At 72.1% G+C, this 21156-nt stretch carries 14 protein-coding genes and 1 pseudogene; 7 read left to right on the top strand and 8 right to left on the bottom strand.

Going from position 1 to position 21156, the window contains the following annotated elements; genetic code table 11:
* Nucleotides 1-10: 10 nt before the first annotated feature.
* The 6 genes from KSNIM_RS11805 to KSNIM_RS11780 form a co-directional block, all read right to left on the bottom strand.
* Complete coding sequence (locus KSNIM_RS11805; protein ID WP_263103200.1) at nucleotides 11-2035, bottom strand: protein meaA; 2025 nt, start codon at nucleotides 2033-2035, stop codon at nucleotides 11-13.
* Nucleotides 2035-3372 (bottom strand): crotonyl-CoA carboxylase/reductase, encoded by a 1338-nt coding sequence (ccrA, locus tag KSNIM_RS11800; RefSeq protein WP_263103199.1) that lies wholly within the window; start codon nucleotides 3370-3372, stop codon nucleotides 2035-2037. Before ccrA ends, KSNIM_RS11805 begins: the two co-directional genes overlap by 1 nt.
* A 373-nt stretch (nucleotides 3373-3745) precedes the next feature.
* On the bottom strand, nucleotides 3746-4651 hold the full coding sequence (locus tag KSNIM_RS11795; protein ID WP_263103198.1) for a TetR family transcriptional regulator: 906 nt from the start codon (nucleotides 4649-4651) through the stop codon (nucleotides 3746-3748).
* A 280-nt stretch (nucleotides 4652-4931) separates the two neighbouring features.
* On the bottom strand, nucleotides 4932-6707 hold the full coding sequence (locus KSNIM_RS11790) for a 3-hydroxyacyl-CoA dehydrogenase family protein (protein ID WP_263103197.1): 1776 nt from the start codon (nucleotides 6705-6707) through the stop codon (nucleotides 4932-4934).
* Between the two features lie 450 nt (nucleotides 6708-7157).
* Nucleotides 7158-8657, bottom strand: a complete 1500-nt coding sequence (locus tag KSNIM_RS11785; protein WP_263103196.1) for an MFS transporter — start codon at nucleotides 8655-8657, stop codon at nucleotides 7158-7160.
* A gap of 40 nt (nucleotides 8658-8697) precedes the next feature.
* Nucleotides 8698-9339 (bottom strand): TetR/AcrR family transcriptional regulator, encoded by a 642-nt coding sequence (locus KSNIM_RS11780; RefSeq protein WP_263103195.1) that lies wholly within the window; start codon nucleotides 9337-9339, stop codon nucleotides 8698-8700.
* Nucleotides 9340-9534: 195 nt separating this feature from the next.
* Here KSNIM_RS11780 and KSNIM_RS11775 point away from each other — a divergent pair, with 195 nt between their 5' ends.
* Both KSNIM_RS11775 and KSNIM_RS11770 read left to right on the top strand, forming a co-directional pair.
* Entirely contained in the window at nucleotides 9535-10860 is a 1326-nt protein-coding gene (locus KSNIM_RS11775; RefSeq protein ID WP_263103194.1) for a glutamine synthetase family protein, read from the top strand.
* 3 nt (nucleotides 10861-10863) lie between these two features.
* Nucleotides 10864-11940 carry an amidohydrolase family protein gene (locus tag KSNIM_RS11770; protein WP_263103193.1) on the top strand — a complete coding sequence of 359 codons (1077 nt, stop codon included), beginning with the start codon at nucleotides 10864-10866 and terminating at the stop codon, nucleotides 11938-11940.
* 321 nt (nucleotides 11941-12261) lie between these two features.
* On the opposite strand, the gene KSNIM_RS11765 is transcribed toward KSNIM_RS11770, so the two are convergent.
* Nucleotides 12262-13761: a cellulase family glycosylhydrolase gene (locus KSNIM_RS11765; protein WP_263107912.1), complete on the bottom strand. Its 1500-nt coding sequence runs from the start codon at nucleotides 13759-13761 to the stop codon at nucleotides 12262-12264.
* Between the two features lie 290 nt (nucleotides 13762-14051).
* Here KSNIM_RS11765 and KSNIM_RS11760 point away from each other — a divergent pair, with 290 nt between their 5' ends.
* The 3 genes from KSNIM_RS11760 to KSNIM_RS11750 all read left to right on the top strand — a co-directional run bounded on the left by KSNIM_RS11760 (nucleotide 14052) and on the right by KSNIM_RS11750 (nucleotide 19155).
* Nucleotides 14052-16973: a glycoside hydrolase family 48 protein gene (locus KSNIM_RS11760; RefSeq protein ID WP_263103192.1), complete on the top strand. Its 2922-nt coding sequence runs from the start codon at nucleotides 14052-14054 to the stop codon at nucleotides 16971-16973.
* 208 nt (nucleotides 16974-17181) lie between these two features.
* On the top strand, nucleotides 17182-18669 hold the full coding sequence (locus KSNIM_RS11755) for a S8 family peptidase (RefSeq protein WP_263103191.1): 1488 nt from the start codon (nucleotides 17182-17184) through the stop codon (nucleotides 18667-18669).
* Nucleotides 18670-18810: 141 nt separating this feature from the next.
* Nucleotides 18811-19155, top strand: a complete 345-nt coding sequence (locus KSNIM_RS11750; RefSeq protein WP_263103190.1) for a hypothetical protein — start codon at nucleotides 18811-18813, stop codon at nucleotides 19153-19155.
* A 228-nt stretch (nucleotides 19156-19383) separates the two neighbouring features.
* Here the strand turns inward: KSNIM_RS11750 and KSNIM_RS11745 are convergent, their stop codons facing one another.
* The gene (locus KSNIM_RS11745) at nucleotides 19384-20277 is read right to left on the bottom strand and encodes a HipA family kinase (RefSeq protein WP_263103189.1); all 894 of its coding nucleotides are present in this window, start codon (nucleotides 20275-20277) and stop codon (nucleotides 19384-19386) included.
* A gap of 125 nt (nucleotides 20278-20402) precedes the next feature.
* Here KSNIM_RS11745 and KSNIM_RS11740 point away from each other — a divergent pair, with 125 nt between their 5' ends.
* Entirely contained in the window at nucleotides 20403-20840 is a 438-nt protein-coding gene (locus tag KSNIM_RS11740) for an SRPBCC family protein (protein ID WP_263103188.1), read from the top strand.
* A 127-nt stretch (nucleotides 20841-20967) separates the two neighbouring features.
* A pseudogene (locus tag KSNIM_RS11735) lies at nucleotides 20968-21156 on the top strand (glycosyltransferase family 1 protein); the annotation flags it as partial.

Here is a 21156-nt window from a genome sequence, read left to right as displayed (position 1 = left end):
TCCTTCCCGGTCAGCTGGTCGCGGTCGTGTGCGGCGCCGCGGCCCACGGCTGGAGCCTGTTGGCCAGCCGGATCTCGTCCACGATCCGGCCGATGATGGTGGTGATGCCGAAGTCCTTCGGGGTGAAGACCGCGGCGACACCGGCGGCCTTGAGGGCCTCGGCGTCCGCAGCGGGGATGATGCCACCGACGATCACGGGCACATCCTCCACCCCGGCACGGCGCAGCCGCTGCAGGACGTCGGGCACCAGCTCGGGGTGGGCGCCCGAGAGGATGGACAGACCCACGCAGTGCACGTCCTCGGCGACGGCCGCGGAGACGATCTGCTCCGGGGTGAGCCGGATGCCCTGGTAGACCACCTCGAAGCCGGCGTCGCGGGCCCGGACGGCGATCTGCTCGGCGCCGTTGGAGTGCCCGTCGAGGCCAGGCTTGCCCACCAGCAGGCGGAGCTTGCCGGTGCCGAGCTCGGCGGCCGTCGCGGCGACCGCCTCGCGGACGGCGGCGAGCTCGCCGCCGGCCTCGGCCGCCACCGCGACCGGGGCGCCGCCCACGCCGGTGGGGGCGCGGTACTCGCCGAAGACCTCGCGCAGGGCGAAGGCCCACTCGCCGGTGGTCACGCCGGCGCGGGCGCAGGCGAGGGTGGCCTGCATGAGGTTGTCGGTGGTCGCGGCGGTGGCCTTGAGCTGCTCCAGGGCGGTCTGGGCGGCCGCCTCGTCGCGCCCGGCGCGCCACTTCTCCAGGCCGGCGAGCACGGAGCGCTCGGAGGCCGGGTCCACCACCATGATCGCGGTGTCGAGGTCCGCGGTGAGCGGGCTCTCCTCGGTGGTGTCGAAGCAGTTCACCCCGACGATCTTGTCCTCGCCGGCCTCGATCCGGGCGCGCCGGGCCGCGTGCGAGGCGACCAGGTTGGACTTGAGGTAGCCGGACTCGACGGCCGGGATGACCCCGCCCATCTCCAGCACCTTGGCGATCTCGGCCTCGGCGCCGGCGAGCAGCTCGTCGGTCTTGGCCTCGATCACCGTGGAGCCGTTGAAGATGTCGCCGTACTCGAGCAGGTCGGACTCGTAGGCGAGCACCTGCTGGATGCGCAGCGACCACTGCTGGTCCCACGGGCGGGGGAGGCCCAGGGCCTCGTTCCACGCGGGCAGCTGGACGGCGCGGGCGCGGGCGTCCTTGGAGAGGGTGACGGCGAGCATCTCCAGCACGATGCGCTGGACGTTGTTCTCCGGCTGGGCCTCGGTGAGGCCCAGCGAGTTCACCTGTACGCCGTAGCGGAACCGGCGCTGCTTGGCGTCCTCGATGCCGTAGCGCTCGCGGGTGACCTTCTCCCACAGCCGGGAGAAGGCCCGCATCTTGCACATCTCCTCGACGAAGCGGACGCCCGCGTTCACGAAGAAGGAGATCCGGCCGACGACCTCGCCCATCCGCTCGGCCGGCACCTGGCCGGAGTCGCGGACGGCGTCGAGGACGGCGATCGCGGTGCACATCGAGTACGCGATCTCCTGGACGGGGGTGGCCCCGGCCTCCTGCAGGTGGTAGCTGCAGATGTTGATCGGGTTCCACTTGGGGATGTTCGCGACCGTGTAGGCGATCATGTCGGTGATCAGCCGGACGGACGGACCGGGCGGGAAGACGTGCGTCCCGCGCGACAAGTACTCCTTGACGATGTCGTTCTGGGTGGTGCCGGTGAGCTTGGCGATGTCCGCGCCCTGCTCCTCGGCGACCACCTGGTAGAGCGCCAGCAGCCACATCGCGGTGGCGTTGATCGTCATGGAGGTGTTGGTCTGCTCGAGCGGGATGCCGTCGAACAGGGTGCGCATGTCGCCGACGTGGCCCACCGGGACGCCGACCCGGCCGACCTCGCCGCGGGCGAGGACGTGGTCCGAGTCGTAGCCCGTCTGCGTGGGCAGGTCGAAGGCGACGGACAGGCCCGTCTGACCCTTCGCCAGGTTCCGCCGGTAGAGCGCGTTGGAGTCGCTCGCGGTGGAGTGTCCGGCGTAGGTCCGCATCAGCCACGGACGGTCGCGATCTGCCATCAGATGTCCCGGAAGCGGTTGATCGCCGGCAGGTGCTTGGCACGCAGCTCGTGGTCGCGGACGCCCATGCCCTCCTCGGGGGCCAGGCAGAGCACGCCGACCTTGCCCTGGTGCTTGTTGTGGTGCACGTCGAGGGCGGCCTGGCCGGTCTCGTCCAGGGAGTAGACCTTGGAGAGGGTCGGGTGGATCTTGCCCTTGGCGACCAGGCGGTTGGCCTCGAACGCCTCGCGGTAGTTGGCGAAGTGCGAACCGACGATGCGCTTCAGCGACATCCACAGGTAGCGGTTGTCGTACTGGTGCATGTAGCCGGAGGTCGAGGCGCAGGTGACGATGGTGCCGCCCTTGCGGGTGACGTAGACCGAGGCGCCGAAGGTCTCGCGGCCCGGGTGCTCGAAGACGATGTCCACGTCCTCGCCGCCGGTGAACTCGCGGATCTTGCTGCCCAGGCGCTTCCACTCGCGCGGGTCCTGGGTGTGCTCGTCCTTCCAGAACTTGAAGCCCTCGGCGGAGCGGTCGATGATCGCCTCGGCGCCCATGGCGCGGCAGATCTCGGCCTTGGACTCGCTGGAGACCACGCAGATCGGGGTGGCGCCGCCGGCCAGGGCGTACTGGGTGGCGTAGGAGCCGAGGCCGCCGCTGGCGCCCCAGATCAGCACGTTGTCGCCCTGCTTCATGCCGGCGCCGTTCTGCGACACCAGCTGGCGGTAGGCGGTGGAGTTGACCAGACCCGGGGAGGCGGCCTCCTCCCAGGTGAGGTGCTTCGGCTTGGGCAGCAGCTGGTTGGTCTTGACCAGGGCGATCTCGGCGAGGCCGCCGAAGTTGGTCTCGAAGCCCCAGATGCGCTGCTCCGGGTCCATCATCGTGTCGTTGTGGCCGTCCGGGGACTCCAGCTCGACCGAGAGGCAGTGCGCGACGACCTCGTCGCCGGGCTTCCAGGCGTTGACGCCGGCGCCGGTGCGCAGGACGACGCCCGCGAGGTCCGAGCCGAGGATGTGGTGCGGCAGGTCGTGGCGCTTGGTCAGCGGCGACAGGCGGCCGTAGCGCTCCAGGAAACCGAAGGTGGAGACCGGCTCGAAGATCGAGCTCCACACGGTGTTGTAGTTGACGGAGCTCGCCATGACGGCGACCAGGGCCTCGCCCGGGCCGAGCTCGGGGAGGGGGACCTCGTCCAGGTGGAGGGACTTGCGGGGGTCCTTGTCGCGGCTGGCGAGGCCGGCGAACATCTGCTCCTCGTCCTTGTGGAGCGTCACCGCCCGGTAGGACTCCGGCAGCTTGATCGCGGCGAAGTCCGCCGGGGTGCTGTCGGAGCTGAGGATCGCGTCGAGGATTTCGTTCATGGCTGCCTCCGAAGGCGTACCTGTGTGAGGGCACAGGGCGTCTGGGGGAGCCGGGAGCGGACACCGGCTTCGCTGAGGGTCTGGGTGGGATTGGGCCGACGGTCTGCGACGGATGTGGTGTCGCCGAAGTCGTGATTGCCCCCGAGGTGTGGGGACGCCGGACACGGCGCGCCGAGGTGGGGAGCCGCGGCGCCGCGACTGGTGGGTAACAAGGTAATGGCACCCTGTGCCACTCGTAAAGACACCGGGTGTCATCAGTTCGAGTGATGTGGATCGCTGTTCGAGGTGCGCCCGGTGCGGTATGCGCGAAGGCCCGCCCCGGATGTCCGGGACGGGCCTTCGAAACGCTGTTGAACTGCGGAAACGCCGGGAATCAGGCCGACTTGGCGGCACCCAGGGCGGACTTGATCGAGTCCAGCACGAGGTCCAGCGGGGCGTCGGTGCGGGCCACTGTGATGAGCACCTCACCGCCCGGGCTGGCGCTCAGGGCGCTCACCGCGGTGCTCTCCAGCACCGACCCGGTGTCACCACTGGCACTGGGTGCCACAAGAGTGCCACGGCGTCGCACGCCGCTCGGCGAGGTCGCCCAGAAGGTGCCCCGGATGACCTCGAAGGAGTGGTCCAGCTGCGCCTCCACGTCGCCGTGGCCGCCGGCCCGCAGCCAGCGCCGCAGCACGTGGTTGTGGGCCGCCACCACGGCCGCCGCCGACACCTCGGCCAGCATCGAGTCGTCGTCCCCGCCGCGCTGCCACCCCGGCGGGATCTGCTCGGCCGCGTCGAAGCGCCCCAGCAGGTACCGGGTGAACAGCCGCTCGTACCGGGCCACCACCGCGATCTCCCGCTCCCGCAGCGCCGGCACCTGCCGGATCAGCTGGTAGCGCGCCACCGAGACGCCCGGGGTGGAGGCGTACATCCGCAGCACCTCCTTGATGCCGCGGCACACCACGTCCAGCGGGTGCTCCTCCGGCTCGGCGCTGGCCAGCAGGTCGGCCACCCGGACCAGGGTGTCGTCGTGGTCCGGGAAGATCGCCTCCTCCTTCGAGCGGAAGTAGCGGAAGAATGTCCGCCGCGCCACGCCCGCCTCGGCGGCGATCTGATCGACCGTCGTCTCCTCGTACCCCTGGTTGGCGAACAGGTCCATCGCCGCCGACGCCAGCTCCTGGCGCATCTGCCGACGCTGCGCCGCGGCCCGTCGGCCGCCGGTGCCGCCCTCGGGGCGGGCGCCGTCCAGCGGTTCGCGGGGCGGCTGCTGCTGCGCGGATGACTGTTCCCGATCCATGCCCGGAACGCTACACGCCCCGGGCGCCGCTCCGGTCGCCCGCGCCCGGCGGACCGGGGGTGCCGGCGGCAGCACGGCGGGCCGCGGCCAGCGGGGCGGCAGCGGACCCTGGTTCCACGCCGGCCGGCCGGCCGGCGCGACGTTGCTCCGAGGCAGTCTGCCTCCGGGCTCGGTGTTCATGTCGACTCCTTGCTGCGAGGCGGCCGTTCGGTCCGTGGATGTGCCGTGCGCCCCGCCCCGCCCGTCGCGGACGGGTCGGAGCGGGACGGCCCGTGGTGCGTCAGCGCCGGGCGTGGTCGCGGAAGCCGCGGCCGGTCTTGCGGCCCAGGCAGCCCGCCGCGACCAGGTGCTCCAGCAGCGGGGCGGCCGCCAGGCCGGGCTCGCGGAACTCCTGGTGCAGCACCTGCTCGATGGTCAGCGAGACGTCCAGGCCGACCACGTCCAGCAGCTCGAACGGGCCCATCGGGTAGCCGCAGCCGAGCTTCATCGCGGTGTCGATGTCGTCCACCGTCGCGTAGTGCTCCTGCAGCATCCGCACCGCGTCGTTCAGGTACGGGAAGAGCAGCGCGTTGACGATGAAGCCGGCCCGGTCGCCGCACTCCACCGCGTGCTTCTTCACCTTCGAGCAGAGCTCCAGCACGGTGGCGGTGACGTCCGGCGCGGTGAGCACCGTGGACACCACCTCGACCAGCTTCATGGCCGGCGCCGGGTTGAAGAAGTGCATGCCGATCACGTCCTGCGGCCGCGAGGTCGCGGTCGCGCAGCTGATCACCGGCAGGCTGGAGGTGGTGGTGGCGAGCACCGCACCCGGCTTGACGATCTTGTCCAGGGTGGCGAACAGCTCGCGCTTGACCTCCAGGTCCTCGGCGACCGCCTCGACCACCAGGTCCACCCCGGCCAGGTCGGCGTAGCTGCCGGTCGGGGTGACCAGCGCCAGCGCCGCGTCCCGCGCCTCGGCACTCAGCCGGCCGCGGGAGACCGAACGCTCCAGCGACTTGGCCAGCTGCGCCTTCGCGCGGTCCGCCTTCTCCTGGCTGCGCGCCGCCAGCAGGACGGGCAGGCCGGACTTGGCGAACACCTCGACGATGCCGGTGGCCATGGTGCCCGAGCCGCAGACGCCGATGCTCCCGACCGCCCGGCCCGCGACCCGGGTGCCGGCCGCGGCGGAGGCCTCGGCGACCACCCGGGAGGACCCGGGCGCCTCGTAGCTGTAGAAGCCGCGGCCGGACTTGCGGCCGAGCAGGCCGGCCGCGGCCAGCTGGCCGAGGATCGGCGCCGGGGCGTGCAGCCGGTCCTTGGACTGCTCGTACATCGCCTCCAGCACGGTGCGGGCGGTGTCGATGCCGATCAGGTCGAGCAGGGCCAGCGGGCCCATCGGCAGGCCGCAGCCGAGCCGCATCGCGGCGTCGATGTCCTCGCGGGTGGCGTACCGCGACTCGAACATCGCGGCGGCCTGGTTGAGGTAGGCGAAGAGCAGGCCGTTGACGATGAAGCCGGCCCGGTCGCCCGCCGCGACCGGCTCCTTGCCCAGGTCGCGGGCGAAGGCGGCGGCGTCCTCGGCGGCCTGCGGCGAGGTCAGCACGGTGCGGACGACCTCGACCAGCTTCATGGTGTGCACCGGGTTGAAGAAGTGCAGGCCGAGCACCCGCTCGGGGCGGGCGGTGGCGGCGGCGATCCGGGTCACCGAGAGCGCGGTGGTACCGGTCGCGAGCACCGTCTCCGGCGGGCAGATCCGGTCCAGCTCGGCGAAGACCTCCCGCTTCAGCTCCAGCTGCTCGGGCAGCTCCTCGATCACCAGGTCGGCCTCGGCCGCGACGTCCAGCCGGTCGCCGACGGTGATCAGGTTGAGCAGCGCGGTGCGCTCCTCGGCGGTGAGCCGCTCGCGCTGCACCGCGTGCGCGGTGGCCTCCTCGATCCGGGCGAGGGCCCGGCCCGCCGCGTCGGCATCGGCCTCGATGCCGAGCACCCGGCGGCCGCTCTTCGCGACGGCCACGGCGACGCCGGCACCCATGGTGCCGAGGCCGACCACGGCGACGGTGGGGAAGGGACGCTCCATTGTCCTGACTCCTTGTCATGGGCCCGCGCAGCACTCGGGCGCGGCCGGCCGCTCGACGGCGAGCGGCGGCCGGGGCACGCCGGAGGAGGGTGTGGCGACGCGGGTGTGCGGGAAGGCGGGGCGGCCCCGCGGAGCACGGACCGGTCCGCTCCGGTCGTGCCGCGGGTGTGCCGAAGTGCTCAGGCGCGCTGAGAGGAAGGACAGGCGGCGCTGAACTGCTGCAGGGAGGAAGACGGCCGCGAGGGCCGGAGATCACGCACCGGGGCGTCCGCGCAATGCCGCGGCGCCGACCACGCCGGTGCGGCTCCCGAGGCCCGGCGCTGGTGCGTGCCGGTCACTGTAGCGGAGTTACCGTCGAGTAGGAAGAGTGCCGCGCGGGTCGGGAAGGGACGGGGAACGCGCAGCGGCCCGCCGGGAGAACCCGGCGGGCCGCTGCGGTGGCGGGGGAGGTCAGTGCGCCATCACGGGGACGGCGTCCTCCTGGGCCGCGCCCTCGGCGGTCGCGTGGACCTCGGGACGGCCGGTGTTGATCAGGGTGGCGGCGACCCCGGCGGCGATCACCAGGATGCCGAAGGACCACCAGATCGCGGTCGAGAAGCCGTGCACCATGCCCTGCAGCTGGAGCAGCTGCTGCGGCGCGCCGTCCTTGGCGTGGGAGGTCAGGTACGCGGTGGTGGCGCTGGCCGCGATGGTGTTCAGCAGCGCGGTGCCGATGGCGCCGCCGACCTGCTGGGAGGTGTTGACCATCGCCGAGGCGACGCCCGCGTCGCGCGGCTCGACGCCGTGCGTGGCCAGGCTCATCGCCGGCATGAACGCGGTGCCCATGCCGAGGCCCATCAGGATCAGACCGGGCAGGATCAGCGCCGGGTAGGAGCTGTGCACGTCGATCTGGGTGAGGACGAGCATGCCCAGCGCGGCGACCAGGAAGCCCGGCACCATCAGGTAGCGCGGCGGGACGCGGGTCATCAGCCGGGCGCCGATCTGGGTGGAGCCGGTGATCATGCCCGCCACCATCGGCAGGAAGGCCAGGCCGCTGGTGACCGGGCTGTAGCCGAGCACCACCTGCAGGTAGTAGGTCAGGAAGAGGAACAGGCCGAACATGCCGATCACGGCGAGGCCGAGCGACAGGTAGACACCGCCGCGGTTGCGCTCGGTGACCACGCGCAGCGGCAGCAGCGGCGCGGAGACCTTGCTCTCCACCACGGCGAACGCGGCGAGCAGCACGGCGGCGGCGACGAACAGGCCGACGGTGACGGGGGCGCTCCAGCCGTCCGACTCGGCGCGGGTGAAGGCGTACACCAGGGCGACCAGGCCGGAGGTGACCAGCAGTACGCCGGGGATGTCCAGCTTGTTGCGGTTGCGGCTGCCGACGGGCTCGCGGATCACCAGCACCGCGCCGAGGATCGCGACCACGGCGAACGGGATGTTGACGTAGAAGGTCCAGCGCCAGTTCAGGTACTCGGTGAGCAGACCGCCGAGGATCAGGCCGATGGCACCGCCACCGCCGGCGATGGCGCCGTAGATGCCGAACGCCTTGGCACGCTCCTTGGCCTCGGTGAACATCACCGCGAGCAGCGAGAGCGCGGCCGGGGCGAGCAGTGCGCCGAAGACGCCCTGGAGGGCGCGGGCGCCGAGCAGCATCGGGGTGTTGACGGCGGCGCCGCCGAGCGCGGAGGCCAGCGCGAAGCCGCTCAGGCCGATGATGAAGGTCCGCCTGCGGCCCCACAGGTCGGCGATCCGGCCGCCGAACAGCAGCAGTCCGCCGAAGGCCAGCGCGTAGGCGGTGATCACCCACTGGCGGTTGCCGTCGGAGATGCCGAGGTCGTGCTGGGCGGAGGGCAGTGCGATGTTCACGACGGTCGCGTCGAGGACGACCATCAGCTGGGCCAGGCCGATGAAGGCGAGTGCCTTCCAGCGGCGCGGATCGGCCTGGAGGCCGGTTTCGGACATGGGGGTACCCACTAACGTGCGTTGCGTGCGGTCGGGACGGTCAGTCGGCGCGCTTGAGGTCCTCGAAGGACGCGGCGCGGCCGGGAAGTACGGAGGTCGCCGGGGCTCGCAGGCCGTCCAGGAAGACCTGCAGGTGGCGATGGACGAACTGGTCGAGGTCGAGGCAGCCGGTGCCCGGGAGCGGGCGGGTGAGCTGGGTGACGCCGAGGAAGTAGTCGCCGACCCCGATGTCGGCGCGCAGCTGCCCGCTCGCGTGGGCGCGGGCGATGAGCTCGGTGGCGGCGGCCTTCAGCCGCAGCCGGGCGCCCTCCAGCTCGGGGTCGTCGTGGTCGATGTGGTCGGAGACCATCGGGCAGAGCGCGCCGATGCGCTCGTCCGCGGCGGCGTGCGTGAACCGGGTCAGGCCCTCGAAGGCGTCCGGGTCCGCGAGTCCGGCCTCCGCGTGCTCCAGCACCCGGGTCAGCACCGAGAGGGTGACGTGGTGCAGGAGCTCGCGCCGGTCGGAGAAGTTACGGTAGAGCGTGGCGTTGCCGACCCCGGCCCGGCGGGCGATCTCGTCGAGCGGCGCCTCCGCGCCGTGCTCCACGATCGCCTCGCGGGCGGCGGTGATGATCCTCGCCCGGTTGCGGCTGGCGTCCGCACGGAGCCGCTGGCCCGCCGGCTTGGCGCTGACAGTGGTCATCGGACTCCCTTCCTTTCCGGGGACTCGTTCCCCGTTTGTGCGGACACCCGGTTAAACGGGGAGTCGGTCCCCGGAAATTCCCCGTCCGGTGTGACCTGCGACACATTCGCGGAGTTGGCCGATTTCACCCTCCCAGGCCGCCCCCACCGCGGGGCGTTCCCCCGCCCCGGCCGCTCCGGACGGCAGCATGGGCGCATGGGCAGCGTGCAGACGAGGGACGAGACGGTGGAACGGGCCGAACAGGCCGCCGCGGAACTCGCCGGGGCCGGGGTGGACGCCGTCGCCCTCGGCTGGGTGGACAACGCCGGCATCACCCGGACCAAGGCGGTGCCGGTCGCCCGGCTGCCGCACGCCGTCCGGCACGGCATCGGCGCCTCGCCCTGCTTCGACTCCTTCCTCGCCGACGACTCGATGGCCCCCGGCGGCGGCCCGGTCGGCGACCTCCGCCTCGTCCCGGACCTCGACGCCCTGGTGCCGCTCGCCGCCCAGCCCGGCTGGGCCTGGGCGCCCGTTGACCGCCGTCGCCAGGACGGCGCGGCGCACCCCGGCTGCCAGCGCTGGTTCGCCCGCCGCACCGAACAGGCACTCGCCGCCCGCGGCCTCGCGGTGCGGGCCGGCTTCGAGATCGAGTGGGTCGTCGACCGGGACGGCGTACCGGAGGGCGGCTCCGCCTACGGCATGGACCGCCTGGTCGAACGCTCCGACTACCTGCTCGACGTGCTCCGCGCCCTGGAGGCGCAGCAGCTCGCCGTACTGCAGATCCACCCCGAGTACACCCCCGGCCAGTTCGAAGTCTCCGTCGCCGCCGACACCCCCGTGCGGGCCGCCGACACCTCCCTCCTGGTGCGGCAGACCGTCCGGGCGGTCTCGGCCCGGCACGGGCTGCGCACCTCCTTCGCCCCGGTGGTCGCGCCGGACGGCGTCGGCAACGGCTGCCACCTGCACCTCAGCCTCTGGCAGGACGGCCGGAACCTGCACACCGGCGGGCCCGGCCCCCACGGCCTCACCGAACAGGCCGCGGCCTTCCTCGCCGGAATCCTCGAGGAACTGCCCGCCCTGCTGGTGCTCGGCGCCCCGAGCCCCGCCAGCCACCTGCGACTGGTGCCCGGCCGGTGGGCCGGCCCCTACCGCTGCTGGGGCCTGGAGAACCGGGAGGCCGCCCTGCGACTGATCACCGGCTCCGCACCCGAGCAGGCGAACGCCGAGGTCAAGTGCTTCGACGCGGCCGCCAACCCCTACCTCGCCGTCGGCGGCGCACTCGCCGCCGGCCTCACCGGACTCGACGCCAACCTGAAACTGCCGCCCGAGGTCCCCGGCGACCCGGCCCGCGAACCCGGCGTCGAACGGCTGCCGCACGGCCCGGCCGCCGCACTCTCCGCCCTCCGCGCCTGCGCCCCGCTGCGCACCGCACTGGGGGAGGAGCTCTACCACGCGGTGCTCGACGTCCGGGAGGCCGAGATCGCCCGCTACGGCGGGCTCGACGCACACCAGCTGGTCGCCGCCACCCGGTGGCGGTACTGACCGGTGCTGGTCGACCACCACTGCCACAGCGTCCTCGCCGACGAACTCGACGGGACCGCCCTCGGCGCACTGATCACCGAGTCCGACCGGCCGCCCGCCCCCGGCACCTCGCCCTTCGACAGCGCCATCGGGCTCGCCGTCCGTCGCTGGTGCCCGCCACTGCTCGGGCTGCCCGCACTCGCCGAACCGGCCGACTACCTGGAGGCCCGCCGGGCGACCGGCGCCGCGGAGGCCACCGCCCGGATGCTCGCCGGCGCCGGCCTCGCCGAACTGCTGGTCGACACCGGCCTCACCGAGGCCGGCGGCCGGCCGCTGCTGCCGCCCGGCGACCTCGCCGCCCTCGCCGGGGCACGGCTGCACGAAGTGGTGCGGCTGGAGGCGGTGGCCGCCGAGGTCCGCGCGCCCGCGCCGCACTGGCCGGACGCCGTCGCCGAGGCGCTCGCCGAAGCCTGCGCCGGGGCGGTCGCGGTGAAGTCGGTGCTCGCCTACCGCGCAGGCCTGGACATCCCGGGCGGCCCGCCCACCCGCTCCGAGGTCGTCCGGGCCGCCGGGGCCCGCCCACCGGGCCGGATCACCGACCCCGTCCTGCTGCGCCACCTGCTGTGGACGGCCGTCGGCCTCGGGCTGCCGATCCAACTGCACACCGGCTTCGGCGACCCGGACCTGCAGCTGCACCGGGCCGACCCGGCCCTGCTGGTGGACTTCGTCCGCGCAGTGGAGCCCGACGGCGTCCCGCTCGTGCTGCTGCACGGCTACCCGTACCACCGGCAGGCGGCCTGGCTGACCCAGGCCTACCCGCACGTGTACGCCGACGTCGGGCTGACCCTCTCGTACACCGGGCCGCGGGCCGCCGCGGTGCTCGGTGAGGTGCTCGAACTGGCCCCCTTCGGCAAGGTATTGGCCTCCACCGACGCCTACGGGCTGCCCGAGCTCTACCCGGTCGGCGCGTCGCAGTTCCGCCGGGCGCTCGCCACGCTGCTGGACGGCTGGCAGACAGCCGGCGACTGCACCGAGGCGGACGCTCTGCGGATCACCGAAGCACTCGGATCGGGCAACGCCCGCCGCCTGTACCGAATCTGAGAGGCCGGGCCTGAGAGCGCGGAGCACCCAGTCGGGGGCGCGTGGGGGCACCTCCCGGCCGAAGGCTGGGGGAGGGCTGCGCAGGGGAGTGGGTACCGCAATGAACCGGGGTTGACCGCGATCCGTCTGTGCGCCGCCTCCGAATTGCGCAGTTCCCCGCGCCCCTGCGGGTTTGCCGCACGCGAGCGGTCATTCCAGGGGCGCGGGGAACCGCGCAGTCCGGGGGTGGTCGCCGTAGCGGTACGGGGCAAGCCCGATGTCGTACGGTGGGCCACCGTCCGATTGCGCGGTTCCCTTGTGGTGCAACCCCGTGACCAGGCGTCAGCCGATCGCGCGGAGGTGGTCGCGCAGGCCGGCGCCGAAGTCGGTCGCGGTGCCGTCGTAGTTGCTGATCAGCGACGGTCCGGAGCTGCAGTCCCAGGTGTTCCAGGTCCAGCCGAGGTAGCCGAGCTTGCGGGCGTCCAGCCAGGCCATCACCTGGTCGATGAAGCCGTGGCTGCAGGTGTTCTCGCCGATCTCCCCGGCGACCAGCGGGACCTTGGCGGCCACCGGGGCCAGCGTGGAGTCGAAGCAGGAGGTGCTGGCGCAGGTGTTGAAGTTGTACACGTGCCAGGCCGCGGCGAGGTTGCCGGTGGGGTCGGTCGGCCGGTGGGTGAGCCACTGGCCGAGGTCGTTGGAGTAGGCCAGGCCGCCGAGCATGATGACGTTCTTGGCGCCGGTCGCCCGGACGGTGTCCACCAGCGTCTGGAAGCCGCTGACCTGGTACGGAATGCCGGGGCAGGCGCTGCCGCCGTCGCGCCAGCAGAGCCAGCTCTGGGTGGTCGAGGACTCGGAGCGGTCCGGGTAGGGCTCGTTGAAAAGGTCGAAGACCACCTGCGTGGTGTCCTTGAAGGTGTCCGCGACGGAGCTCCAGAACGGCACCGCGTTGGCGCCCGGCATCGGCTTCTGACAGGTGGCGTTGACGTCCGCGCAGCCGGAGGAGTAGCCGGTGTACTGGCCGCGGCTCCAGTGCATCTCGACGATCGGGGTGAGGCCGGCGTTGCGCAGTGCGTCCACCCAACCCTTGATCGCTGCGCGGTAGTTGGCGCCGGCGTACTCGGGTTTGACGTTGCTGGTGCCGATCCAGCAGTCCTCGTTGAGCGGGACGCGGACGGCGTTGGCGTGCCAGCTCTTGATGGCCGCGACGGCCGCGGCGTCGACCGGGCCGTCGAAGAAACCGTAGCCCTGGACGCACATGAACTCGGTTCCCGAGCGGTTGACGCCGTGCAGGGTGACGGGCGTGCCGGCCTCGTTCACCAGGGAGGTGCCCGAGACGTGCAGTGCCGGGGCGCCGGTGCTGCCGGTGGGCGACGACGAACTGCTCGGTGACGCCGAGCTGCTGGGGGAGGCGGAGTCGCTCGGCGAGGCGGAGGCGCTCGCGGAGGGCGAGGCCGAGGCGCTGGCCGAGCCGGACGGGGTCGGGCCGGTGCCCGTGCCCGTGCACGCGAGCCCGTTCAGTGTGAACGAGGTCGGTGTCGCATTGCTGCCGCTGTAGCTGAAGTTGGCGCCGGCGGTCACGGACTGCCCGGCGCCGATGCCGGTCGCCCAGGCCGGGTTGGTGACGGTGACGTTCTTGCCGGACTGCGACCAGGTGCCGTTCCAGCCGGTGCCGGAGAGCGTCTGGTTGCCGGTGTAGGCGTAGGCCAGCGTCCAGCCGTTGATCGCATCGGTGCCCTTGTTGCTGATCTTCACGTTGGCGGTGAAGCCGGAGCCCCAGTCGTTGGTGCTGTAGTCGACCGTGCAGGCGGTGGTGGCGGCCGTGGCGGTGCCGGGGCCGACCATGGCGAGCCCTGCGGCGGCGGTCGCGACCAGCGCGGACCCCAGTGCCAGGGCGGTGGTGCGGAGGGACATGTCCACTCCTCGACGAGAGTGCTTCATGGGCGCGCTCCCACATGCCCGGGCTGAAACATAGCCAGCGGCACGGGAGTTGCCAAGCCGCCCTGCTGCGCAGTCTCTTGACATGCCTGTAACGCGTCACCATCCTTGGGAGCGCTCCCACAGATCCACGCACTGAAGCGAGAGCCGTGCATCGCCGCCTCGCCGTCGATCTCCCCCCACCTCCAGGAGCCGTGATGTCACCCCCCGCCATCTCCCGCACCACCCGCGTGTCCACGCTCGGCGTGGCGCTTGCCATGCTCGCGGCCGGCCTCACCACCATGGTCGCGAACCCCGCCGCGGCCGCCGCCCTGCAGTGCTCCGTCGACTACAGCACCAACGACTGGGGCTCCGGCTTCACCGCCAACGTGAAGATCAGCAACAAGGGCACCGATGCGATCAACGGCTGGACGCTGGCCTACGCCTACACCGGCAACCAGACGCTCTCCGGCACCGGCTGGAACGGCACCTGGTCGCAGTCCGGCAAGAACGTCACCGTCACCAACCCGGCCTGGGCGACCGGCATCGGCGCCGGGCAGTCCGTGACCGCCGGCGCCAACTTCAGCTACAGCGGCAGCAATGCGGCACCGACCTCGTTCGCGGTCAACGGCACCGCCTGCATCGGTGCGCACACCGCCCCCACGGTCGCGCTCACCAGTCCCCCGGCGGGCGCGAACTACGCCGCCGGCGCGGCGATCCCGCTGGCAGCCACCGCCGGTGCGGCGGACGGCGCATCCATCGGCAAGGTCGAGTTCTACGACAACACCACGCTGATCGGCACCGTCACCACCGCGCCGTACACCTTCAGCTGGACGGGAGCCTCCTCCGGCAGCCACTCCGTCTACGCCAAGGCGTACGACAGCCTCGGCGCGACCAGCGAGTCGACCCCGGCCGGCATCACGGTCGCCGCCGGCCCGGCGATCACCGCGGTGCCCACCACGCTGTCGGTGACCCAGGGCAAGACCGGCACCTTCGCGCTGAAGCTGTCCTCGCAGCCGAGCGGCAACGTCACCGTCACCACCACCCGCACCTCCGGCAACACGGGGCTCTCCATCGGCTCCGGTGCCACGCTCACCTTCACCCCGTCGAACTGGTCGACCGCGCAGACCGTCACCCTGACGGCCGACGCGGCCTCCACCGGCTCGGCGAACTTCACCTCCACCGCCACCGGCTACACCAGCTCGGTGGTCACGGTGACCGAACTCGCCGCCGGGACGGGCGTCTACGACGACCGCTTCCTGCAGCTGTACAACAAGATCAAGGCACCGGCGAACGGCTACTTCTCGCCCGAGGGCATCCCCTACCACTCGGTGGAGACCCTGCTGGTCGAGGCGCCGGACCACGGCCACGAGACCACCTCGGAGGCCTACAGCTACCTGCTGTGGCTGGAGGCGCAGTACGGCCGGGTGACCAAGGACTGGTCGAAGTTCAACGCGGCGTGGACGCTCATGGAGACGTACATGATCCCCACGCACGCCGACCAGCCCACCAACAGCTTCTACAACGCCGGCAAGCCGGCGACCTACGCCCCCGAGCACCCGCTGCCCAGCGACTATCCGTCGCAGATGGACAGTTCGGTGACGCCGGGCAACGACCCGATCGCCGGGGAGCTGAAGTCCGCCTACGGCACCGACGACATCTACGGCATGCACTGGCTGCAGGACGTGGACAACGTGTACGGCTACGGCAACTCGCCCGGCAAGTGCGAGGCCGGCCCGACCGACACCGGACCGTCCTACATCAACACCTACCAGCGCGGCCCGCAGGAGTCCGTCTGGGAGACGATCCCCCAACCCACCTGCGACAAGTTCGCCTACGGCGGCAAGAACGGCTACCTGGACCTGTTCGTCAAGGACGCGTCCTACGCCAAGCAGTGGAAGTTCACCGACGCCCCGGATGCCGACGCCCGCGCCATCCAGGCCGCCTACTGGGCGGACACCTGGGCGAAGGCCCAGGGCAACGGCTCGCAGGTCGCGACCACCGTGGCCAAGGCCGGCAAGATGGGCGACTACCTGCGCTACTCCTTCTTCGACAAGTACTTCAAGAAGATCGGGAACTGCGTCGGCCCGACCGTCTGCGCGGCCGGTTCCGGCAAGAACAGCGAGCACTACCTGCTGTCCTGGTACTACGCCTGGGGCGGTGCCACCGACAGCAGCGCCGGCTGGGCCTGGCGCATCGGCGACGGCGCCGCGCACGGCGGCTACCAGAACCCGATGGCCGCCTACGCCCTGGTGAACAACACCGCCATGGCCCCCAAGTCGGCCACCGGCAAGACCGACTGGACGACCAGCCTGGGCCGCCAGGTCGAGTTCCTGCAGTGGCTGCAGTCCAGCGAAGGCGCCATCGCGGGCGGCGCCACCAACAGCTGGGACGGCGCCTACGCCACCCCGCCGGCCGGGACCCCGACCTTCTACGGCATGTACTACGACGAGGCGCCGGTCTACCACGACCCGCCGTCCAACCAGTGGTTCGGCTTCCAGGCCTGGGGCATGGAGCGGCTCGCCGAGTACTACTACGCGAGCGGCGACACCAAGGCCAAGGCCGTGCTGGACAAGTGGGTCACCTGGGCGCTGGCGAACACCACGTTCAACAGCGACGGCAGCTTCAAGATCCCGTCCACGCTGGCCTGGACCGGCAAGCCGGACACCTGGAACGCGGGCTCGCCCGGCAGCAACGCCTCGCTGCACGTGACCGTGGTCGACCAGACCGGCGACGTCGGCGTGGCGGGCTCGTACGCCAAGCTGCTGTCCTACTACGCGGCGAAGTCCGGCAACGCCGCGGCGAAGACCGCCGCGCAGAAGCTGCTGGACGGCATGTGGGCCAACGACCAGGACACGCTCGGCATCTCCGTCCCGGAGACCCGCACGGACTACAGCCGGTTCAAGGACTCGGTCTCCGTCCCTTCCGGCTGGACGGGCACCATGCCCAACGGCGACCCGATCAACTCGGCGTCCACCTTCCTCTCGATCCGCTCCTTCTACAAGAACGACCCGGCCTTCGCCAAGGTCCAGTCCTACCTGGACGGCGGCGCCGCACCGACCTTCACCTACCACCGCTTCTGGGCCCAGGCGGACGTCGCGACCGCCCTCGCGACCTACGGAGAGCTCTTCAACTCCTGACGGCACCAACGGGTTTCGGCCCGGTATGACCCGACGGACGAACAGGACAGGTGCCCGGCCCGGCTGACAGCGGGCCGGGCACCGCTGTTGTGCACATTTCGTGTCCGCGGTCTTGCGGATCACCACGCGCGTTCAATAGCGTCCGGTCCACCTCACGTGCCACCGCCACCAGCGGGGCACACTTCGAGACTCCGGAGGGTCAACCCCTATGAGTGTTCCTCGGATACGCCGGACCAGGACGGCGGCGCTGGGCCTCGCCCTCGCCACCGCGGGCGCGATCGCGCTGCCCACGGGAACCGCCGCCGCGGCCGGTGCCGCGGACGCGCCAGGCCCGCTCCTCAGCTACGTGGTCAACACCAAGGCCAACCACGGCCAGGTCAAGAAGGCGGAAAAGGAGATCACCGCCCTCGGCGGCACCGTGGTCGTCTCCTACGAGCAGATCGGCGTGGTCGTCGCCCGCTCCACCGACAAGGACTTCGCGGCCAAGCTGCGCTCCTCGAAGACCGTCGACTCGGTCGGCGCCAGCCGCACCGCCGGCATCGTCCAGAGCAACGACGTGGAGGTGGCCGAACCGGCCGCCGTCCCCACCGCCGCACCCGCCGACGGCTCCGAGCCGCTCTGGGCCAACCAGTGGGACATGCGGAAGATCGGGGTCGACAAGGCCCACGAGAAGACCCTCGGCAGCCGCCGGGTGGTCGTCGGCGTCCTGGACTCCGGCATCGACGCCACGCACGAGGACCTCGCCGCCAACGTCGACGCCTCCCTCTCCGCATCCTGCATCAACGGCGGCAAGGCCGACACCTCCTGGCAGTCCTGGCAGCCCACCTCCAGCGACCACGGCACCCACGTGGCCGGGACCATCGCCGCCGCCAAGAACGGCAAGGGCATCGAGGGCATCGCGCCGAACGTCCGCCTCGCCGCGGTCAAGGTCGTCGACGACGGCGGGTTCATCTACCCCGAGTACGCCATCTGCGGTTTCATGTGGGCCGGTGAGCACCACTTCCAGGTGACCAACAACAGCTACTACATCGACCCGTGGCTGTTCAATTGCAAGACCGACCCCGACCAGGCCGCGATCGTCACCGCAGTCAAGCGGGCCGTCGCCTTCTCGCAGCGCAACGGCGTGCTCAGCGTCGCCGCCGCCGGCAACGAGAACATCGACCTCGCCCACAAGACCACCGACACCACCAGCCCCGACGACACCACCCCCGCCCCGCGGCCGGTCGACGACAACTGCCTCTCGCTGCCGACCGAACTGCCCGGCATCGTGGTGACCACCTCCGTCGGCGACAAGGGCGACAAGTCCTTCTACTCCAGCTACGGCCTCGGCAAGGCCACCGTGGCGGCCCCTGGCGGCGACTCCCGCTACCAGCTGCCGGACACCCCCGACAAGAACGGCCGGGTCCTCTCCACCGTCCGCGGCAACAAGTACGCCTACATGCAGGGCACCTCCATGGCCTCCCCGCACGCCGCGGGCGTGGCCGCGCTGCTCGCCTCGACCCACCCGTGGGCCGGCCCGGACGAGCTGCGCGCCATGCTGCAGCACCAGGCCGACGACCACAGCTGCCCGGCGACCTTCGACCCCAGCGGCGACGGCGCCTGGAAGGCGGTCTGCGAGACCTCCGGCCACGGCAACGGCTTCTACGGCGCGGGCATCGTCAACGCCGCCAAGGCCGCCGACTGGTGGCGCCTGTGACATCCGTGACGTCCGTGACCCCCAGGGCTTCGGCCGGCTGAACGACGGACGAACTCCCCTGCCCCGCCCGAGTATCCGTACTCAGGCGGGGCAGGGCCGTTTCCGGCGACCCTCGGTGCGGGGGGCCGACGGAGGGGGACGGTGGTCGGGGTGGACGGACGGCGCAGGGCCGGCACGGTGCTGGTGCTCGCGGGCAGCCTGGTGGTCGCGGTGCCGGGGCTGGTACTGCTGGCGATCGGCGTCTGCATCGGCGTGGGCGGCTCGGTCGCGGCCGGACCGGGGGACTGGCTGCAGGCGCTCCTGCTGGTGCTCGGCGGACCCCTGGCCGGCCTCGCCGCCGCCGGACTGCTGCTGCGGACACCGCGGGTACGCCGGCTCGACCCCCTGGAGCGGGCCGCACTGGTGGCGTTCTGCCTCTTCTGCGGCACCCTCACCGAGGGCCTCCTGCTCGCGGCCGGCGCGGAGCCCGTTCCGCCTCTGTACTAGGGGTGAGCCAAGAGGGGTGCGGGGAACTGCGCAGTCCGGGATCGGGCATCGTGGCGAGTTCGGGGCGAGCCCTGGTTCGTACGATGCGCCGCATCCGAATTGCGCAGTTCCCCGCGCCCCTGGTGGTGTCCTCCGCAGGTCCGCTCCCAGCTTCTGGCCGGGAGATGCAGCCCGCGCCCCTGAGGTGCTGCGCTGCCCCCTGAGGGGCTGCCCGCAGTGCTGTGCCGTTCAGCCGATGTGGCGGGTCCAGTCGGATTCGACCTGGGCGAGGCCGTGGCGGTTGGGGACCTGCTTGAGCCAGGCGGGGCGGGCGGCCAGGGTGGCTGCGGCGCGGCGCTCCTCGGCGGCCCGCAGTTCCTCCGGGGAGGCGAACTCGGTCGGCAGCCAGGCCGCGGAGCCGGCGGCCCGTTCGGCCAGGTGCGCCACGTACGCCTCACGGACGGCCTGCGGCGAGTCGAATCCGGGTTCGTCGGCGAGCCAGGGCTCCGGTACCAGGCCGACCACCTCGCGCAGCAGCTCCTCGGTGACCTGCGGTGCGAACTCCTCGTCGGCGGCGGCCACGGCGGGCCGGAAGGCGCCCAGGGCGTGCGCGTTCATCGGGTACGGCTTGAGGACCGAGGCGGCCGCGCCGGACCAGCGGTGATGGAAGATCAGCCCGGCGCCGTTGTCGATCAGCCAGAGCCGCCGGTGCCAGACCATCAGGTTGGGGTTGTGCACGGTGCGGTCGACGTTGCCGGTGAGTGCGTCGAGCCAGACGATCCGGCCGGCCTCCAGCGGGTCGACGGGCAGGGCGCCGGGCGTGAAGTCGCGGGCGCCGGGCAGCAGGTCCATGCCGAGGTTGAGTCCGGCGCTGGCCCGCAGGATGTCCTGGATCTCGGTGTCCGGTTCGTGGGCGGCGACCGCGGGGTCGAAGTCGACCAGGACGAGCGGCGGCACCCGCAGCCCCAGCCGGCGGGCCAGCTCGCCCACGATGACCTCGGCGACCAGGGCCTTCGCGCCCTGCGCCGCGCCGGTGAACTTGACCACGTAGGTGCCCAGGTCGTCCGTCTCGACCACGCCGGGCACCGAGCCGCCGGCGCGCAGCGGATCGAGGTAGCGGAGGGCGGTCACCTGATCGAGCACACCGGCAAGCCTAACCCGCGCCCCGGGGTGAGTCGCGGGTGCGGCGGGGCCGGTGTGGTTGGCTTGGGCGCGATCGGCCGGCGCCCCCGAGCGGCGGCGGCGAAGTCCAGTGAAGGAGAGCCCCCATGGGCAAGGTCCAGGCCACCACCGAGCGGGTCTACCAGGCGTCCCCGCAGCGGGTGTACGAGGCGCTCGCCGACTACGCCACTGTCCGGCCGCGGCTGCTGCCCGAGCAGTACAGCGAGTACGAGGTCCGCGCGGGTGGCACCGGCGCCGGCACCCAGGTGCACTGGCGGCTGCAGGCCACCGAGAAGCGCGTCCGCGACTGCCTGTTCTCGGTCACCGAGCCGCGGCCGCAGACCCTGGTGGAGACGGACGCCAACTCCAGCATGGTGATCACCTGGACGGTCACCCCGGCCGGTGAGGGCGCCAAGGTCGTGGTCGACGCCTCCTGGCAGGGCGCGAGCGGCATCGGCGGCTTCTTCGAGCGGACCTTCGCCCCCAAGGGCCTCAACCGGATCCACGGCGCTGTGCTCGACCGGCTCTCCACCGAGGTCGAGTAACCGGTCGGGCAACCGTACGACCCTGCGCACACCCGTGCGGACGGCCCGCGCCGTACGGGTGGTGCCACGTCCCCGGGACGGGTGATCCCGGGGACGTCGGACGCCGAGCCAACCTAGGCTCGCGCCCGTGTATCTGACGCTCCTTCATGCTGCTCAGCCGGTCGACGGCGGGGTGGCCCGGGTGGTGGTGGACCTCGTCCGCGGGCAGCGCGCGGCGGGCCACCGGGTGCTGCTGGCCTGTCCGCCCGGCGGGCGGCTCGGCGCGGAGGCCGCAGCGGCCGGCGCGGAGCTGCTGGACTGGCCGGCCGGCCGCGCG

Source organism: Kitasatospora sp. DSM 101779 (assembly GCF_025655475.1).
GTDB lineage: Bacteria > Actinomycetota > Actinomycetes > Streptomycetales > Streptomycetaceae > Kitasatospora.
Note: the sequence above shows the minus strand (reverse complement) of the source record. Positions and strands in the feature narration are given on the sequence as shown.

Bases quoted from the DNA above. Each gene is read 5' to 3' on its own strand.
- KSNIM_RS11805 (WP_263103200.1), bottom strand. From the start codon at position 2,035: ATGGCAGATCGCGACCGTCCGTGGCTGATGCGGACCTACGCCGGACAC.
- ccrA (WP_263103199.1), bottom strand. From the start codon at position 3,372: ATGAACGAAATCCTCGACGCGATCCTCAGCTCCGACAGCACCCCGGCG.
- KSNIM_RS11795 (WP_263103198.1), bottom strand. From the start codon at position 4,651: ATGGATCGGGAACAGTCATCCGCGCAGCAGCAGCCGCCCCGCGAACCG.
- KSNIM_RS11790 (WP_263103197.1), bottom strand. From the start codon at position 6,707: ATGGAGCGTCCCTTCCCCACCGTCGCCGTGGTCGGCCTCGGCACCATG.
- KSNIM_RS11785 (WP_263103196.1), bottom strand. From the start codon at position 8,657: ATGTCCGAAACCGGCCTCCAGGCCGATCCGCGCCGCTGGAAGGCACTC.
- KSNIM_RS11780 (WP_263103195.1), bottom strand. From the start codon at position 9,339: ATGACCACTGTCAGCGCCAAGCCGGCGGGCCAGCGGCTCCGTGCGGAC.
- KSNIM_RS11775 (WP_263103194.1), top strand. From the start codon at position 9,535: ATGGGCAGCGTGCAGACGAGGGACGAGACGGTGGAACGGGCCGAACAG.
- KSNIM_RS11765 (WP_263107912.1), bottom strand. From the start codon at position 13,761: ATGGTCGGCCCCGGCACCGCCACGGCCGCCACCACCGCCTGCACGGTC.
- KSNIM_RS11760 (WP_263103192.1), top strand. From the start codon at position 14,052: ATGTCACCCCCCGCCATCTCCCGCACCACCCGCGTGTCCACGCTCGGC.
- KSNIM_RS11755 (WP_263103191.1), top strand. From the start codon at position 17,182: ATGAGTGTTCCTCGGATACGCCGGACCAGGACGGCGGCGCTGGGCCTC.
- KSNIM_RS11740 (WP_263103188.1), top strand. From the start codon at position 20,403: ATGGGCAAGGTCCAGGCCACCACCGAGCGGGTCTACCAGGCGTCCCCG.